Origin of the sequence: Mesorhizobium sp. C277A (assembly GCF_040324395.1) — a bacterium.
Taxonomy (GTDB): domain Bacteria; phylum Pseudomonadota; class Alphaproteobacteria; order Rhizobiales; family Rhizobiaceae; genus Mesorhizobium.
The window spans coordinates 292,827-309,547 of record NZ_JAMYVW010000002.1; the positions used below are offsets into that span (position 1 = coordinate 292,827).

15 protein-coding genes are annotated in these 16,721 nt (G+C 63.8%); 9 read left to right on the top strand and 6 right to left on the bottom strand.

The genetic code is table 11. The features are described 5' to 3' along the window. Positions 1–107 precede the first annotated feature (107 nt). The 7 genes from ehuC (at position 108) to doeB (ending at position 6,749) form a co-directional block, all read left to right on the top strand. Entirely contained in the window at positions 108–767 is a 660-nt protein-coding gene (ehuC, locus tag NKK52_RS01470) for an ectoine/hydroxyectoine ABC transporter permease subunit EhuC (RefSeq protein WP_023682673.1), read from the top strand. After that, a complete protein-coding gene (gene ehuD / locus NKK52_RS01475) occupies positions 767–1,426 on the top strand; it encodes an ectoine/hydroxyectoine ABC transporter permease subunit EhuD (protein ID WP_023709687.1) in 660 nt (219 codons plus the stop codon). Before ehuC ends, ehuD begins: the two co-directional genes overlap by 1 nt. Positions 1,427–1,434: 8 nt before the next feature. Further along, on the top strand, positions 1,435–2,214 hold the full coding sequence (eutA, locus tag NKK52_RS01480) for an ectoine utilization protein EutA (protein ID WP_023682672.1): 780 nt from the start codon (positions 1,435–1,437) through the stop codon (positions 2,212–2,214). Positions 2,215–2,219: 5 nt separating this feature from the next. Beyond that, on the top strand, positions 2,220–3,206 hold the full coding sequence (gene eutB, locus NKK52_RS01485) for a hydroxyectoine utilization dehydratase EutB (protein ID WP_023682671.1): 987 nt from the start codon (positions 2,220–2,222) through the stop codon (positions 3,204–3,206). 232 nt (positions 3,207–3,438) lie between these two features. Then, a complete protein-coding gene (locus NKK52_RS01490) occupies positions 3,439–4,431 on the top strand; it encodes a cyclodeaminase (protein WP_027050150.1) in 993 nt (330 codons plus the stop codon). A 129-nt stretch (positions 4,432–4,560) separates the two neighbouring features. Continuing rightward, a complete protein-coding gene (doeA, locus tag NKK52_RS01495) occupies positions 4,561–5,739 on the top strand; it encodes an ectoine hydrolase DoeA (RefSeq protein WP_023682667.1) in 1,179 nt (392 codons plus the stop codon). Positions 5,740–5,744: 5 nt separating this feature from the next. Next, positions 5,745–6,749 carry a N(2)-acetyl-L-2,4-diaminobutanoate deacetylase DoeB gene (gene doeB, locus NKK52_RS01500; RefSeq protein WP_023682666.1) on the top strand — a complete coding sequence of 335 codons (1,005 nt, stop codon included), beginning with the start codon at positions 5,745–5,747 and terminating at the stop codon, positions 6,747–6,749. Between the two features lie 24 nt (positions 6,750–6,773). Here the strand turns inward: doeB and NKK52_RS01505 are convergent, their stop codons facing one another. Beyond that, complete coding sequence (locus NKK52_RS01505) at positions 6,774–8,270, bottom strand: aldehyde dehydrogenase family protein (protein ID WP_023682665.1); 1,497 nt, start codon at positions 8,268–8,270, stop codon at positions 6,774–6,776. 549 nt (positions 8,271–8,819) lie between these two features. After that, positions 8,820–10,337: a winged helix-turn-helix domain-containing tetratricopeptide repeat protein gene (locus NKK52_RS01510; protein WP_023714884.1), complete on the bottom strand. Its 1,518-nt coding sequence runs from the start codon at positions 10,335–10,337 to the stop codon at positions 8,820–8,822. A gap of 255 nt (positions 10,338–10,592) precedes the next feature. On the opposite strand from NKK52_RS01510, the gene NKK52_RS01515 reads away from it, so the two are divergent. After that, entirely contained in the window at positions 10,593–10,820 is a 228-nt protein-coding gene (locus NKK52_RS01515) for a DUF1127 domain-containing protein (protein ID WP_023682663.1), read from the top strand. Between the two features lie 102 nt (positions 10,821–10,922). Continuing rightward, positions 10,923–12,104, top strand: a complete 1,182-nt coding sequence (locus tag NKK52_RS01520) for an MFS transporter (protein WP_023682662.1) — start codon at positions 10,923–10,925, stop codon at positions 12,102–12,104. Here NKK52_RS01520 and NKK52_RS01525 read toward each other — a convergent pair. The 4 genes from NKK52_RS01525 to NKK52_RS01540 form a co-directional block, all read right to left on the bottom strand. Next, positions 12,095–12,229 carry a hypothetical protein gene (locus tag NKK52_RS01525; protein ID WP_023682661.1) on the bottom strand — a complete coding sequence of 45 codons (135 nt, stop codon included), beginning with the start codon at positions 12,227–12,229 and terminating at the stop codon, positions 12,095–12,097. The two genes, NKK52_RS01520 and NKK52_RS01525, sit on opposite strands and share 10 nt — an antisense overlap. A 212-nt stretch (positions 12,230–12,441) precedes the next feature. Further along, on the bottom strand, positions 12,442–12,606 hold the full coding sequence (locus NKK52_RS01530; protein ID WP_023667887.1) for a DUF3309 family protein: 165 nt from the start codon (positions 12,604–12,606) through the stop codon (positions 12,442–12,444). 363 nt (positions 12,607–12,969) lie between these two features. After that, positions 12,970–14,856, bottom strand: coding sequence for an ABC transporter ATP-binding protein (locus NKK52_RS01535; RefSeq protein WP_023682660.1), 1,887 nt, complete (start codon positions 14,854–14,856; stop codon positions 12,970–12,972). Then, the gene (locus tag NKK52_RS01540) at positions 14,856–16,688 is read right to left on the bottom strand and encodes an ABC transporter ATP-binding protein (RefSeq protein ID WP_245263069.1); all 1,833 of its coding nucleotides are present in this window, start codon (positions 16,686–16,688) and stop codon (positions 14,856–14,858) included. Before NKK52_RS01540 ends, NKK52_RS01535 begins: the two co-directional genes overlap by 1 nt. Positions 16,689–16,721 lie beyond the last annotated feature (33 nt).

Genomic DNA, 16,721 nt, shown 5'->3' on the forward strand with positions numbered 1-16,721 from the left:
TGCCTGCCCGTCCTCCGCAGCAGCTGCGCTGCAGCTTCGGAGGGTGGACTGGCATCTTCTCTCCGTGAACGGGGAGAAGGAAGCTAACCGCCAACGTTGGAACCCGAATGACCCAGTGGTCCGGCTACCTCGGCCTGATATTGCAGGGAGCGCTTGTCACCATCGAGCTGACGCTGATGGGGTCGGTGCTCGCCCTGATCATGGCCTTCCTCGCCGGCATGGGCCGCGTGTCGCGCTTCTTTGCTCTGCGCTGGCTGGCAACCGTCTATATAGAATTCTTCCGCGGCACCTCGATCTTCGTGCAGCTGTTCTTTGCCTATTTCGTGTTGCCGTTGATCGGCCTCGAACTGACCCCGCTGCAGGCGGGTGTGCTGGCGCTGGGCCTCAATGTCGGCGCCTATGCGGCCGAGGTGGTACGCGGCGCCATCCAGTCGGTCGGCCGCGAACAATATGAGGCCTGCATCGCGCTCAACCTCGGCCGCTGGCAAGGCATGCGCCATGTCATCCTGCCGCAGGCGCTGCTGATCATGCTGCCGACCTTCGGCAACAATGCCATCGAACTGCTCAAGGCGACCTCCGTGGTGTCGCTGATCTCGCTCGCCGATCTCACCTTTCAGGCGCAGGTCGTGCGCTCGCAGACCGGTAACACGCTGGCGCCGTTCACCACCATCCTGATCATCTATTTCGCCCTGGCGCTGATCATCTCCTGGGGCGTGCGTTCATTGGAACGCCGCATGGCGCGCGGCCTCGACGGGGTGCGCGTCTGATGGATTGGGACTGGAACTTCGTCTGGGAGATCCTGCCGACGCTGATCCAGGGCGTGAAGATCACCATCCTGGCAACGCTGCTCGGCTCCGTGCTGGCCGCTGTCGTGGGTCTGGGCATCGCGCTAGCACGACGCTCGCCCAACAAGGCGCTGTCGCGCACCGTTGGTTGGGCGGCCGAATTCATCCGCGGCACGCCGCTTCTGGTGCAGCTCTATTTCATCTTCTACGTGCTGCCGGATTTCGGCATCCTGTTGCCGCCGCTGGTCGCCGGCGTTATCGGGCTCGGCCTGCACTACGGCACCTACACGGCGGAAGTCTATCGCGCCGGCATCGACAACGTGCCGCGCGGCCAGTGGGAGGCGGCCAAGGCCTGCAATCTGAGCGCCACGCAGACCTGGACCAACATCATCATTCCGCAAGCGATCCCACCGATGATCCCGGCGCTGGCCAATTATTTCATCGCGATGTTCAAGGAGACACCGCTGCTATCGGCAATCACCGTGCTGGAGCTGATGAACCAGGCAAAGAGCGTCGCCAACACCTACTATCGCTACATTGAGCCGATCACGCTGGTCGGCGCTTTCTTCCTCGTCATCAGCCTCTTCTCGGTCGTGCTGCTGCGCTGGCTGGAACATCGCTACGGCAAGATCGAAAGGTAATTCTCAAGATGAAACCGCTGCCCGAAATCAGGCTGATGCCGACAAGGCCGGCGCTCGATGCGCGCCCGCTGGAAAAGCGCGTCGGCCTGATCATCCTTGCCACCGACCACACCAGCGAACCGGATTTCCGCCGCATGGTGGCGAGCGAGCGCATCGGCGTCTATGTCGCGCGCATTCCCTACAAGAATCCGACGACGCCGGAAAACCTTCGCAAGATGCAGCCGGAGCTGGCGGCGGGCGCCGCGCTGATCCTGCCAGACGAGCCGCTCGACGCGATCTGCTACTCCTGCACCTCGGCCTCGGTGGTGATTGGCGACGCCGAGATCGAGGCGGCGATCCAGTCTGCCAAGCCGGGTGTTCCTGTGGTCACGCCGCCCATGGCAGGCGTGCGCGGGCTGAAGGCGCTGGGTGCCAAGAAGATCAGCATCCTCACCCCTTACACCGTAGAAACCTCCAGACCGATGGCGACGTATTTCGCCGAGCGCGGCTTTGAGATCGTCAGCTTCACCTGCCTCGGCTTCGAGGACGATCGCGAGATGGCGCGCATTGCGCCGGCAGCGATCGCCGACCTGGCTCGTGAGGCGACGAATGCGCAGGCCGATGCACTGTTCGTGTCCTGCACCGCATTGCGCGGAGCGCTCGCGGTTCCCGGGATGGAACAGGCGATCGACCGCCCGGTCGTCACCAGCAATCAGGCCAGCGCCTGGAATTGTTTGCGGTTGTGTGGCGACGGGACGTCGCATCCCGAATTTGGCCGTCTGATGACGCTGCCTTTGCCGCGCGATTGACGATCATGACGACAGTCACCCTTAACGATATTCGTGCCGCCCGGGAGCGAATTGCCGGCAAAATCGAACGCACGCCGACAGGGTTATCTCACAGCCTTTCCGAACGACTGGGCATCCCCGTCCACCTCAAGCTTGAACACCGCCAGACCACCGGCAGCTTCAAGCTGCGCGGCGCCTCGAATGCCATTGCTTCGCTGAGCGCCGAGGAGAAGGCGCGCGGCGTGGTCGCGGCGTCGACCGGCAATCATGGCCGTGCGTTGGCCCATGCCGCGAAGCTGGAAGGCATGCGCGCGGTGATCTGCATGTCGCGACTGGTGCCGGGCAACAAGCTCGACGAAATCCGTCGGCTTGGCGCGGATGTCCGCATCATCGGCAACAGTCAGGACGAGGCGCAGCAGGAGGTCGAACGGCTGGTGGCGCAGGAGGGACTGGTGATGCTGCCGCCCTTCGACCACCCGGCCATCATCGCCGGGCAAGGCACGCTCGGACTGAAGATGATCGAGCAGGTCCCGGACGCCGCTCTCGTCCTGGTGCAACTCTCAGGTGGTGGACTCGCCTCGGGCATCGCCGCCGCCGTCAAGGGCGTCAGCCCCGGGACAAAAATCATCGGCGTTTCGATGGCGCGTGGTGCTGCGATGAAGGCGAGCCTAGATGCCGGTCGCCCGGTCGAGGTGGAAGAACTGCCGACGCTGGCGGATTCGCTCGGCGGCGGCATCGGTCTCGACAACCGGCTGACCTTCGCCATGTGCCGCGATCTGCTCGACGACGTCATCCTGCTCAGCGAGGACGAGATCGCCGCCGGCATCCGCCATGCCTATGAACAGGAGCGCGAGATCGTCGAAGGCGCCGGCGCGGTCGGCATCGCCGCGCTGCTTGCCGGGAAGGTCAAGGCGACCGGGCCGGTGGTCGTTCTTCTCTCGGGCCGCAATATCGACATGAACACGCATCGCAAGATCGTCTGCGGTGACGCAATCGCGGAGCGCGCGGCATGAAAACTCTCCCACGCCGAATTCCCGCCCACCCCCCTCTGTCCTGCCGGACATCTCCCCCGCAAGGGGGGAGATCGGCAGCTTCGATGCGGTCGCTGTTCTTGCTGCGCTGGAGATTGGCGAAGGCAGGAGTGCAGTCCAATCTCCCCCCTTGCGGGGGAGATGGCCGGCAGGCCAGAGGGGGGTGTGACGGAACACTATCCTTCGTGGTGCGCGCTAGCACGGAGCGCGACACATGAGTCCGATGACCATCCTCACCGAGAAGGAACTGCGCACAATCGTGCCGCTCGATCTCGACGCGGTCGCCTGCGTCGAAAACGCTTTCCGCGCGCTCGCCACATTGCCGGTGGCGATGCCGCCGATCCTGCGGTTGGACATTCACGAGCAGCGCGGCGAGGTCGATGTGAAGTCGGCCTATGTGCCTGGAATAGACGGTTTCGCCGTTAAGATAAGCTCCGGCTTCTTCGACAATCCGAAGCTCGGTCTGCCCAGCGGGGGCGGCATGATGGTGTTGCTCTCGGCAAGAACCGGTGTGGTCGACGCGCTGCTGCTGGACAATGGCTATCTCACAGATGTCCGCACCGCTGCTGCCGGCGCCGTCGCGGCGAAGCATCTGTCGCGGCCGGATTCGTCCGTCGCCGCAATCTTCGGCGCCGGCGTGCAAGCCGGGCTGCAACTCGAAGCGCTCATGTTGGTGCGGACGATCGCCGAGGCACGTATCTGGGCGCGCGATGCGGTCAAGGCGGAGACGGCCGCAGGCGCGCTGCGCGAAAAGCTCGGCATTCTCGTGCGCGCCGAGCCGGATGCAGCCAAAGCAACCATCGGCGCCGACATCATCGTCACCACCACGCCGTCGACCGAGCCGCTGATCAAGGCCGGCTTTGTCGTTGCCGGGCAGCACATCACCGCTATGGGCTCGGATGCCGAACACAAGAACGAGATCGCGCCGGCGATCCTGCGCATGGCCGATCTCTATGTCGCCGACAGCGCCAAGCAGACACGGCGTCTGGGAGAACTGCATCACGCCATCGCATCGGGCGTGATGGGAGCCGATGCCGCGGTCACCGAACTCGGCCAGATCATCGCCGGCGAACGGCACGGAAGGCGCTCACCCAGCGACATCACCATCGCCGACCTCACCGGCACCGGCGTGCAGGATACGGCGATCGCCACGCTCGCTCGCAACCGGGCGCGGGCGGCCAATGCCGGAACCATTTTTGAAAGCTGATGCTGGCCAAAGCGTGATCCGGAAGTGGAACCCGGTTTTTCCCAGAGATCACGTTCAAACAAGAACGACGAGCCTGTTTCCAACAAAGTTGAAACAGGCTCCAGGCCCAACAAACGAGGACCAAGAACAATGCAGCCGAACCTAAAATTCTCGCGTGGCGAATTTGCGGATCGCCTCGCCAAGACGAGAAAAGCCATGGAGGGGAAAGGCGTCGATCTGCTTGTTATCAGCGACCCATCCAACATGGCCTGGCTGACCGGCTATGATGGCTGGTCGTTCTATGTGCATCAGGCGGTGATCGTGCCACCATCGGGCGAGCCGGTCTGGTACGGTCGCGGCCAGGATGCCAATGGCGCCAAGCGCACCGCCTATCTCGCGCATGACAACATCGTCGGCTATGCCGACCACTACGTGCAGTCGACCGAGCGCCACCCGATGGATTTTTTGGCCAGAGTGCTCAGTGATCGCGGCTGGGGCAAGCTGACCATCGGCGTCGAGATGGACAATTACTGGTTCTCGGCTGCCGCCTTCGCCGCGTTGCAGAAGCACCTGCCCAACGCCCGCTTCGTCGACGCGACAGCGCTGGTCAACTGGCAGCGCGCCGTGAAGAGTTCAACCGAGATCGACTATATGCGCAAGGCGGCTCGGATCGTCGAAGCCATGCACCAGCGCATCGTCGACAAGATCGAAGTAGGCATGCGCAAATGCGATCTGGTCGCCGAGATCTACGATGCCGGCACGCGCGGTGTCGATGGCATCGGCGGCGACTATCCGGCGATCGTGCCGCTGCTGCCGTCGGGCGCCGACGCCTCGGCGCCGCATCTCACCTGGGACGACCAGCCGATGAAGTCGGGCGAGGGCACCTTCTTCGAGATCGCCGGCTGCTACAACCGCTACCATTGCCCGCTGTCGCGCACCGTCTTTCTCGGCAAGCCGACACAGGAATTCCTCGATGCCGAGAAGGCGACACTGGAAGGCATGGAGGCGGGGCTGGCGGCGGCAAAGCCCGGCAATGCCTGTGAGGACATCGCCAACGCCTTTTTCGCCGTGTTGAAGAAATATGGCATCGTCAAGGACAACCGCACCGGCTATTCCATCGGTCTCTCCTATCCGCCGGATTGGGGCGAACGCACCATGAGCCTGCGCCCCGGCGACCGCACCGAACTCAAGCCTGGCATGACCTTCCATTTCATGACCGGTCTCTGGCTGGAGACCATGGGACTGGAAATCACCGAATCCATCCTGATCACCGAAACCAGTGTAGAGTGCCTCGCCAATGTACCGCGCAAACTGGTGGTGAAGAATTGAGCCCGATGCCTAGCCTTCGCCCATCCCCGATCGCCCCGACCGTCGATTTCGACAAGGACGGCGTGCAACATGGTTTCCTGCGCCTGCCCTACAGCCGCAACGACTCGGCGTGGGGCTCGGTGATGATCCCGATCTGCGTCATCCGCAACGGCAAGGGGCCGACTGCCCTGCTCACCGGCGGCAATCATGGCGACGAGTATGAGGGGCCGCTGGCGCTCTACGATCTCGCCCGCACGCTCGATCCCAAACAGGTCAGCGGCACGGTGATCATCGTGCCGGCGATGAACTATCCGGCCTTTCGCGCCGGCACCCGGACATCGCCGATCGACAAGGGCAATATGAACCGCAGCTTTCCCGGCCGTCCCGACGGCACGGTGACGGAAAAGATCGCCGACTATTTCCAGCGCGAATTGCTGCCCCGCGCCGACCTCGTCTTCGACTTCCACTCCGGTGGCAAGACACTGGATTTCGTGCCCTTCTGTGCCGCCCACACGGTGCCCGACAAGGTGCTGGAGCAGAAAGCCTTCGATGCGGTCGCGGCGTTCTCTGCCCCGTTCTCGATGCGCATGATCGAGATCGACTCCGTCGGCATGTACGACACGGCGGCGGAGGAAATGGGCAAGGTCTTCGTCAGCACCGAGCTTGGCGGCGGCGGCACCTCGCGCGCACAGACTGTGCGGATCGCGCGGCGCGGCATCAGCAATGTGCTGCGCCATGCCGGCATTGTTGATGGTGCGGTCGAGAAGGGCAGAACTCAGTGGCTCGACATGCCGTCAGGCGATTGTTTCTCCTTCGCCGAGGAGGACGGCATGATCGAAACCATGGTCGATCTCGGCGAGCCTGTGAAAGAAGGCTCGGTGCTGGCGCGCATCCATTCCACCGGCCGCACCGGCATCGCTCCGCAGGAAATCCGGGCAAAAATGTCCGGCATTCTGGCGGCGCGGCATTTCCCCGGCCTGGTCAAAGCCGGTGACTGCGCCGCCGTCCTGGCCGTTGTGGTTTCATCGTGATTCGCAGAGTACGCCGCGCGAATATCAGTCGGTCTGGATCCAGACCGACTTGGTCTCCAGATACTCGTGCAGATGCTCGATGCCGCCCTCGCGGCCATAACCCGACATCTTCGTGCCGCCGAACGGCACCGCCGGGTCGATGGCATGGTACATGTTGACCCAGACCGAGCCGGCCTTGACGCGGCGCGCAAGCTTGTGCGCGGTGCCCAGATGTGTTGTGAAGATGCCGGCGGCCAGGCCATAGGGCGTCGCATTGGCACGCGCCACCGCTTCGTCGAGCGAGTCGAAGGGCATCGCCGAAATGACCGGGCCGAAAATCTCCTCGCGCGCGATGGTCATCTGGTCCGACACGGCGCCGAAGACCGTCGGCGCAATGAAGTTGCCGCCATCGTAGAGCTCGCCGGTCAGCCGCGAGCCGCCGGCGACCAGTTCGGCGCCTTCGTCGCTGCCGGCCCTGATATAGCCCTCCACCTTGGCTGCCTGCTTGGCATTGATGAGCGGTCCGATTTCCGTCTCTGCCTCGATGCCATGGCCGATCCGCAGTCTGCCGGCGAAATCGGCGAGCCGGCGGACGAACTCGTCATGGATTTCGCGCGCCACGAACAGCCGCGAGCCTGCAATGCAGATCTGGCCCGAATGCACGAACACCGCCATCGCCGCGATCGGAACAGCCTTGTCGATGTCGGCGTCGCGGCAGACGATGATCGGCGACTTGCCGCCGAGTTCCAGCGAAACGCGCTTGAGGTTGGCCACGGCTGCCCGCGCAATGGCCTGGCCGGTCAGCGTCGATCCGGTGAAAACGATCTTGTTGACGTCTGGATGTTCGGCGAGCCGCGCACCGGCTTCGGCCCCGGTGCCGGTGACGACGTTGACGACGCCGTCGGGCACGCCGGCTTCCTGCATCAGTTGCGCGATCAGCAGCGGCGTCAGCGACGCATCCTCGGACGGTTTCAGCACGATGGTGCAGCCCGTCGCCAGCGCCGGCGCGATCTTCCAGATCGAGGCGGCGGTCGGCGCGTTCCAGGGAATGATCGCACCAACGACGCCCACCGGCTCGCGCCGGGTGAAGGTGACGATCTCGCCGGGAATCGAATTGTCGATCGTCTCGCCATGCAGCGCCGTCGCCATGCCGGCATAGAAGCGCAGCATGCCGATGACGCGGCGCCGGTTAGCGAGCGTGCGCGTGATCGGCAGCCCCATATCCAGCGTGTCGGAAACGCTGAGCTCTTCCCAATGCGTCTCGAAGAGATCGGCGATCCTGAGCAGCACGCACTGCCGCTCGTAGGGCGAGAATTTGGACCATGGGCCTTCGAAGGCCGCGCGCGCGGCGGCCACCGCCGAGTCGATATCGGCAGCCCCGCCGCGCGGCACTGTCGCCAGCACCTCGCCTGTTGCCGGATTGAGTGCCTGCATGCCGTGGCCGGACTGCGCCGCGACCCACTTGCCGCCAATGAACATCGGTCGGAATTCGCCATGGTACAACGCCGTGGCCTTCGCCTTCGGGTCGAAGTTCAGCGTCATCTCTTCCTCCTCGCAATTCCGTGGCGACTATTACTCCCGCCGCCGACCTCAAACAAGGAAAGCTAAAGGGCGCTCAGATAATCAGGTTGTGCGCGTGACTTCCGATCACGCGAGCAACAAGAAACAGACAGCCGCTAGAGCATGATCCCGAAAAGTGGGAACCGGCTTTCGGAAAAGATCGTGCTTCGACAAACGGCATCTAGAAAAATCATCCGGCATCTAGAAAAATCATCGCGAGTTGTCGGAGCGCGTCGCTGAAAGCTCAACGAGGCAAGCCGATCATTGCCCACGGCGACCGCGATGCCGGCATTGCAGACGAGAGCGCAACAGGTAGTCGCCCGCCGCCACCCAGCGCTCACCCGCGGCCGGATCGATCGTTGGCCGTTCCAGCCGGCTTCACCGTGACAGAGGTTTCGCGCGCCGCTTCGCTGCAATCGCTGTCGGATGACTGCTCGCGGAAGCAAGATCGGTCAGCGGCCTCGCGACTTGCAAACATTGGCAGTTGAGCCGCAACCGACGGTGCCTGCATCGATCGAGCACGCCGGTCCGTCACTCCGGAAGTCCGGCCTTTCGGAAGCCATCGACGAAATGGTCGAGCGTGGCCGTGTCGCGGAACGGCTCCGTCTCGACCCAGTGGCGGGTGGTGAAATGTGGGTTCGCGACAAGGAACAGGTCGACCTCGGCGCGCGCCTCGTCGATCCGGCCGAGTTGCGCAAGGCTTGCCGCAAGGAAACGGCGCGAGCTTGTCCGATACGTCTCGTCCCGGCGCGTCGTCTCGACGGCGGCTTCATAGTCGCGCGCCGCATATTGCGCCTGGCCGAGCGTCAGATAGTACCAGCTTGCCGGAAACGGGTTCAGCCGGAACGCCTTGCTGATATAGTCGAGGCCCTCCTCGACGCGCCCGGCCAGGACCGCGATGTCGGACAATGTCGCCCAGGCATCGGCCTCGTTCGGGTCGAGCTCGAACGCCTTGGCAAATCCCACATCCGCTTCGTCGAATCTGCGCTCATAGGCAAGCAGGTTAGCAAGCACCCAGTGGCAGCCGGCATCGTTGGGATCGATCGCCACAGCCTTGCGCGCCAGTTCCAGGGCAAGGCCGCGGGCAGGCTCAATGGGCTCTCCCCAATGCACCCATCCCATCCAGTGGTTCATGGCAAGCCAGCGATAGGCTTCGGCATAGTCCGGATCGAGCGCAAGCGCGCGCGTCAGCAACAGATGCGCTTCGCGCGCCGTCTCCGGCGAGACGTCGATCAGGTTGCGGGCTCGCACGCACAGATCGTAGGCCTCGAGATTTCGGGGCCGGTTGCGCGGCAGCGGCGCGCGCAGCCGGCCAAGCAGCGCCTCGACGATCTTGGCCGTCACCTCGTCCTGAACGGCGAAGATATCTTCCAGGCCGCGATCGAAGCGGTCTGCCCACAAATGCTCGCCGCTCAGCGCGTCGACCAGCTGGGCGTTGATGCGCACGCGCCCGGCGGCGCGTCTGGCGCTGCCCTCCAAGAGATAGCGCACGCCAAGTTCTCTGGCGACCTCGCGCACATCCACCGCCTTGCCCTTGTAGGCAAAGGTCGAGTTGCGCGCGATGACGAACAGGCCGCCGATCCTCGACAGGTCGGTGATCAGGTCTTCGGTCAACCCGTCGGCGAAGGCTTCCTGCTCGGGGTCGTTGCTGAAATTGGCAAAGGGCAGCACGGCTATCGACGGTTTGGCGGGCAGCGGCAAAGCCTGTCGCTTCTCGTCGCCGAGCTGTTCGATGGCGCCGGCGAAGCGATAGCCGACGCGCGGAACGGTCGATATCCATTCTCCGCCGTTCGTGGCCGGACCCAGCAGCTTGCGCAATTGCGCAATCTGGACGGTGAGGTTGCCTTCCTCAACGGCGGTGCCTGGCCATGCCGCATCCATCAACTCGGCCTTGGCCACGATCTCGCCGGGCCGGGCGACGAGCGCCGCCAGCAGCTGCAGTCCGCGGTGGCCGGCGGCGACGGGAACTTGGTCCCGAAGGAGCGTTCCCGCACCCGGATCAAGCACGAACGGACCAAAGGCAAAGCGCGATCCCTGCATAACGCGCATCTATAGAGCAATTCCAGGAAAGGTGTGAAGGCGGTTTTCCCACGGGAAAGCGCGGCGGAGCGCTTCACGGACGTATGGCGTCAAAACAAAGAGTTGAGCACCTCGCCGTTTCCATGAAACGGCGAGGTGCTCTAGCCAGTTTGGAACTTTTGAGAACTATTTGGCCGGGCTTAATTACGGCGCCGTCCGCATGCGGCAGAGTTCAACCTCTTGCAAGCCGAGGGCTGTCGCCCGTTAAACCGAATGGAGGTTGCCATGAACGATACCCTTGCTTCTGCTGGTGCAGCCTGGCCGGAAAAGGCGGTGTCGCCTCGCCCGCATCTGACGAGCCCGCGGGGCATGATCGCGGCCTGGCGCGAGCGGATACGCTTTCGCTGGGACCTCAAGCAGATGGCGGAGACCAATCCGCACCTGATCGACGATATCGGTCTGACCAGACGCCAGGTCGAGGCCGAAATCGTCAAACGCTTCTGGCAAGTGTGAGCTGATGTCGCGGATAAGACCCGCCCGCCTGTTTGGGCGTACCGCGGCGTTTTGCCGGCATTTGCACTTGCCGGAACGTGCCGATCCTGCTTCGAAGTCGGCATGAGCGCCGAAGACGCGACGTCACCGCCGGAGAACCACATCGCATGGGCCGCGATGGCCGGCATCATCGCGACAGTTACGGTGTTCGCCATAGCACAGGGGCTGACGTATCCGCTGCTCAGCTTCATCCTGGAACGGCAAGGGACGACACCGGGCCTTATCGGCCTCTCGGCCGCGATGACGCCTCTGGGTTTCATTATATCGTCGCTCTTCACGCCGGCGCTGGTCCGGCGGGTGGGCGCGGCGCGCTTTGCGGTTGTGTGTTCGATCCTGGCAGCAACCGTCCTGATCGCGATTGCCTGGACGCAGGATGTATGGGCCTGGATGCCGTTGCGCTTCCTGCTCGGCTTCTTTGCCAATCCGCTTTACGTGATCAGTGAAACCTGGCTGGTCTCGATCACACCCGCCGCACGCCGAGGCCGCATCATGGGCCTATACTCCTCCATCGTTTCCGCCGGCTTTGGCCTCGGCCCGCTGTCGCTAGGCTTGGTCGGCACGCAAGGATGGCCACCCTTCATCATCGGCAGCGCGGCCTTCCTTGTCTGCGGCCTGATCGTGCTTGCCGTCGCGCCACGCCTGCCCGACATGCCGCGTGAGGGCGAAGCGGTGTCGGTCGGCGGCTTCTTCGCGCTGGCGCCGCTGTCCTTGTTCGCAGTCTTCACGGCTGCCGCCTTCGAGCAAGTCCTGCTTTCGCTGTTCGCGGTCTATGGTGCCGCGCTCGGCAGCACTGAGCAGCGCATCGCTTCGCTCATCACCTGTTTCATCGCCGGCAATGCCGTGCTGCAGGTCGTGCTTGGGCGCGCCGCCGAACGGTTTGGCTCGAAGCCGATGATGCTGTTCTGTGTCCTGGCTTGCCTGGCCGGTTGTTTGCTGTTGCCGTTGCTCTTCGCTACATGGCTTGTCTGGCCGCTCTTCTTCGTCTGGGGCGGGGTCTCGTTCGGGATCTACACGCTGTCGCTGATCCAGCTCGGCGAGCGTTTCACCGGTCAAGCCTTGATCGCCGGCAATGCCGCCTTCGCGTTCGTATGGGGGGTAGGCGGCATCGTCGGCTCACCCGTGGCCGGGCTGGCGATGCAACTGACCGGACATCAGGGACTGCCATTGTCGCTTGGCCTGCTGTGCTGCGTGCTGGTGGTGTTTCTGCTGGCGGAGTTACGGCGGGTTGACCGCGTTCAGGCGTAAGGCGTGCCTGCCATTGCGGCCTTCAGGCCGATGCTGCCCTTGTCGACAATAGCGAGAAAGGCCGGACCCGCCTCGTCGCCGTCCTGGGTTTCTCGAAGCGTCCGATCCGCCTCGATGAACGCCACGGCCGCCAGGCGGGTGTCGGGGTCTGCAGCTTACGCCCGCCGCCTTCGGATAGTGCCACCATTAGGATATCCCAGCTCGTCGCGTTCGCTCTCGCTCGCGCCGACGTCGGCCCAGTCCGGACCAGCAATGTCTTCAGCTGCCATGTCTTCAAACCTCGATGTCAGGCGAAAACGCGGCCGCCGTAGAAACTCGGCGGCCGCCAATGGCGACGCTATATTCGCCCGAGAACAACCAGAATGATCACGATGATCAGCACCAGCCCGAGGCCACCGCCGCCATAGTAACCAGTGCCGTAGAACGGGCCGCCGCCGAGGCCGCTGAAGCCGCCGAGCAACGCGATGATCAGGATGATAATAAGAATGGTACCCAGGCCCATATGCCGTCTCCTTCGCTGCCGCGCCGTTCACGGCGCGGCTCGAAGAACTAAACTCCCAGCAAGCCTTCCTGTTCCCCGGCGATTTTCATCCGACGGCTAAGGAACGAAAGCCATCATGACGGCGTTTGCTGAGGTTCCGGCGCAAGCTGCGCGTGCATCGCGCGCCAGGCGGCGCGTAGAATTCAGAATTTACGCGGGATTGCCCTTTAGGCGGCCGGCCGCTCCTCCACCTGAACGCGCGGCAGGCGTGACGCCGGGCTTACGCTGGAAGGCGAGCTGAAACGTGTCGTCATCTGAAGCCGAATTGGTCGACGACGAGTTTTGGCCCCGCACCATTCCCAGTCGAGCTGAACCGGCAGCAGCTCACGTCGCCTTGCCGGCCGGCGCGCCTATGTCTTCCTCGGCAATATCGTCGAACGATGCGTAGTTCATGTTGTAGAGCCTGGCATAGAGGCCCTTGGCCGCCATCAGCTGCTCGTGATTTCCGCTCTCGACGATCTCGCCGTTCTGTAAGACGATGATGCGGTCGGCGCCGCGTATGGTCGCCAGCCGGTGCGCGATGACCAGCCCGGTGCGGCCTTCCAGCAGCGTGACCAGTGCCTTCTGGATCAGCATCTCGGTGTAGGAATCGATGCTCGCCGTCGCCTCGTCCAGCACCAGGATTTTCGCATCCGCCACCAGTGCGCGTGCAAAGCTGATCAGCTGGCGCTGGCCGAGGGACAGATTGCCGCCGCGCTGTTCGAGCTCGGTGTCGTAGCCGTCAGGCAAATGCTCGATGAAGTCGTGCGCGCCAACGGCTTGCGCGGCGCGCACAACCTCTTCGCTGGTAGCCGATGTCTTGTGGTAGCGGATGTTCTCCAGCACCGTGCCGGAAAACAGGAACGGCTCCTGCAGCACCATCGCCACCTGATCGCCGAGCGAATCCTGCGTCACGTCGCGCACATCGTGGCCGCCGACCCGCACCTCGCCCGACCAGACATCATAGAAGCGGTGCACCAGCGCCATGCAGCTCGACTTGCCCGAACCGGTCGGGCCGACAAGCGCAACCGTCTCGCCCGGATTGACGCGGAAGGAGATGTTTTTCAGCACCGGCTGGTTCTGCCGGTAGCCGAAGGTGACGTTCCTGAACTCGACCGAACCGTCCATGTCGCGCGTCAGCGTCACCGCGCCCTGTCTGTCGCTGACGTCGACCGGTACGTCGAGCACTTCGGAGATGCGTTGGCCCGACGCCATGGCGCGCTGCATGACCGAGTACTGCATGGTGAGCGAGCGGATCGGGTCGAAGAAGCGCTGGATATAGAACAGGAACGCCACCATGACGCCGATGTCGAGGCTGTGCGACAGCACCATCGAGCCGCCGACGACGATGACCGTCGCCATCGCAATGCCGGTCAGCGTGTCGACGATCGGCACCATCACCTGCGCATATTTGGCCGAGGTCAGGTGGGTCCTGAGATTGGCCAGCACCTTCTCGTCATAGAGGTCGAAATTGACATGCTGGCGTTCGAGACTCTGCACCGTGCGCACGCCATGGATGCCTTCCGCCAGCGCCCCATTGGCAATCGAGTTGGTCTCGTGCGCGGCCATGAAAGCGACCTTGGCGCGCGGCAACCAGAACAGGCGCACGACGAACAGCACCGGCATGGTCGACAGCGTCAACAGGCCGAGACGAAAATCGAGCCACAAAAGCACGCTGACGATGCCGAACAGAAGCACGATGTCGCCCACCGACATGACCGACGTCTCAAGGAATTCCTGCATCGAATTGACGTCGCCCTGCAGGCGCGACATCAGCCGGCCCACCTCGGTCTTGTCCATGAAGCTCAGCGAGACGCGCTGCAGATGGCTGAACATGGCGCGGCGCAAATCCGACAGCACATTCTCGGCCACCTTGCCGACGACACTTTCCTGGACATAGCTGGCGCCATAATTGATCAGGATGATCAGAGCGAAGGCGCCGATCGCCCAGTTCATCACCGAGCGGTCGGCCTTGCCCGCCGCCATGCCGTGGTCGATAGCGTAACGGATGACCAGCGGGATCGCCAATTGCGTCAGAGTGAACACCAAAACGGCGGCGACCGAGATGAAGATCCGGCCCTGATACGGTCTCACGAAGCTCCAGATGCGGCGCACGATGCGCGGATCGTAGACCTTGCCGAAGACCTCTTCCTCGTCGCGGTGCGAACCGACGACGGCCCTGGTGGGCCGCCGGCTGGTGTCTTCCTTCTGGTCGTCGTTCTGTGTCGACATCATGCGGCTCCCACCGCCACCGGCAAATCGTCGTCCGGCCGCAGCTGCAGGTCGTAAAGCGCGCGGTAGCGTCCACCCAGCGCCAGCAATTCCTGGTGCATGCCGCGCTCGGCGATGCGGCCATTCTCGACGAACAGGATCTGGTCGGCATGCATCAGCGAGCTCAGCCGGTGCGAGATGATCAGCGTCACGCGGTCCTTGGCGAAGCGCTTCATCGCGGTGCGGATTCGCTGCTCGGTGCCGGCGTCGACAGCCGCGGTGGAATCGTCGAAGACCAGCACCGAAGGCCGCAGCATCAGGGTGCGGGCGATGGTCAGGCGCTGCCGCTGGCCGCCGGAAAGCGATGAGCCGCGCTCGCCCACGACCGTGGTGTAGCCGGCCGGAAGCCCGATGATGTAATTGTGCAACTGGGCGTATTCAGCCGCCTGCCCGATGCGGGTCTCGCGCGCCCACGGATTTCCATAGGCGATGTTGTTTTCGATCGAGGTGGTGAACAGGAAGGCGTCCTGCTGCACGACGCCGACCGCCTTGCGCAACGATTGCAGCGTGACCTCGCGTATATCCTGCCCGTCGATGGTGATCGCGCCTGACGTCACATCGTAGAAGCGCGGGATCAGATGCGCGATGGTCGACTTGCCGCTGCCCGGCGGGCCGACAATGCCGACGGTCTCGCCGGACCGGGCCTCGAAGGAAATGCCCGACAGTGCCGGCCGGCCGCCGGCGCCCGCGTAGCGGAAGCCGACATTGTCGAAGCGCAGCAAGCCTTCGGTGACCACGAGATCCTTGGCATCAGGCGCATCCTCGATGTCAAGTTCGGCGTCAAGCAGTTCGAACAGCCTTGTGCCGCAGGTCGAGGCGCGGGCGAACGAGTTGACCATCAGCCCGAGCTGGCGCACCGGCATCTGCAGGATGGTCATGAAGGTGAGGAACTGCGCCAGCGTGCCGACGCTGATCTGGCCCGCGATCACCTTCTGGCCACCGAACCACAGCACCAGGCCCATGGCCGCCAGGAAGGAAAAATTCATGGCGCTGGTGTTAGAGACGCGGATGTCGACGCGCTGGTCGGCAAGCTCCAGCGCCGACTTCTTGGCGCGGTCGAATTTTTCCAGCTCATGCCGCTGCGCCGCAAAGGCGCGCACGACGCGGATTCCGCCGAGGTTCTCGTCCATCACCCGGCTCAGCACTGACAGCCGCTCCTGCAGCGTCAGCCAGGTGCTGCGCAGCCTGAGCTGTGTGACCGAGGAGCGCCAGGCGACGAACGGCACGAAACTCAGACTGAGCAGCCCGAGCTCGAGATCGGTGCTGATCAGGAGATAGGAGCCGACGCCGATCAGCACGCCGAGCAGCACCACGCGCAATATGCCGGTGGAAAAGAACATGCGCACGCCGTCGAGGTCGAGCAGGCCAAGCGTAATCAGGTCGCCGGTATGCACCCGGTCATGGAAGGAGAAGCTCAGCCGCTGGATCTTCTCGTAGAAGGCCAGGCGCAGCTCATAGCCGGTGCGGTGGCCAACGGCCTCGCCATAATAATTCTGCGCCATGGTGAAGAGGCCGCGCAGAATGCTGACGACGAGCAAGGTGATCGCCGTCGTCCACAGCGCCTGCTCAGCCGCCGCGCCGCCGCCTCCAGCCATCACGCCTTGCGCCTGGTCGATGGCGTGGCCCAGCAGGCGCGGGATGAACAGCTGCAGCGTCGCGGCGATGAAGGTCGAGGCGATGGTGATCGCAACCTGCCAGGGATGGCGCAACGTCATGCGCAGGATGCGCAGCAGCGTGCTGAGGCCCTTGCCCCAGGACGCCTCCGCCACATGGGCAAACGATTTGCCGCGCATCGCTGCGCCGCGGGTTGCATCCATTGCCAAGGA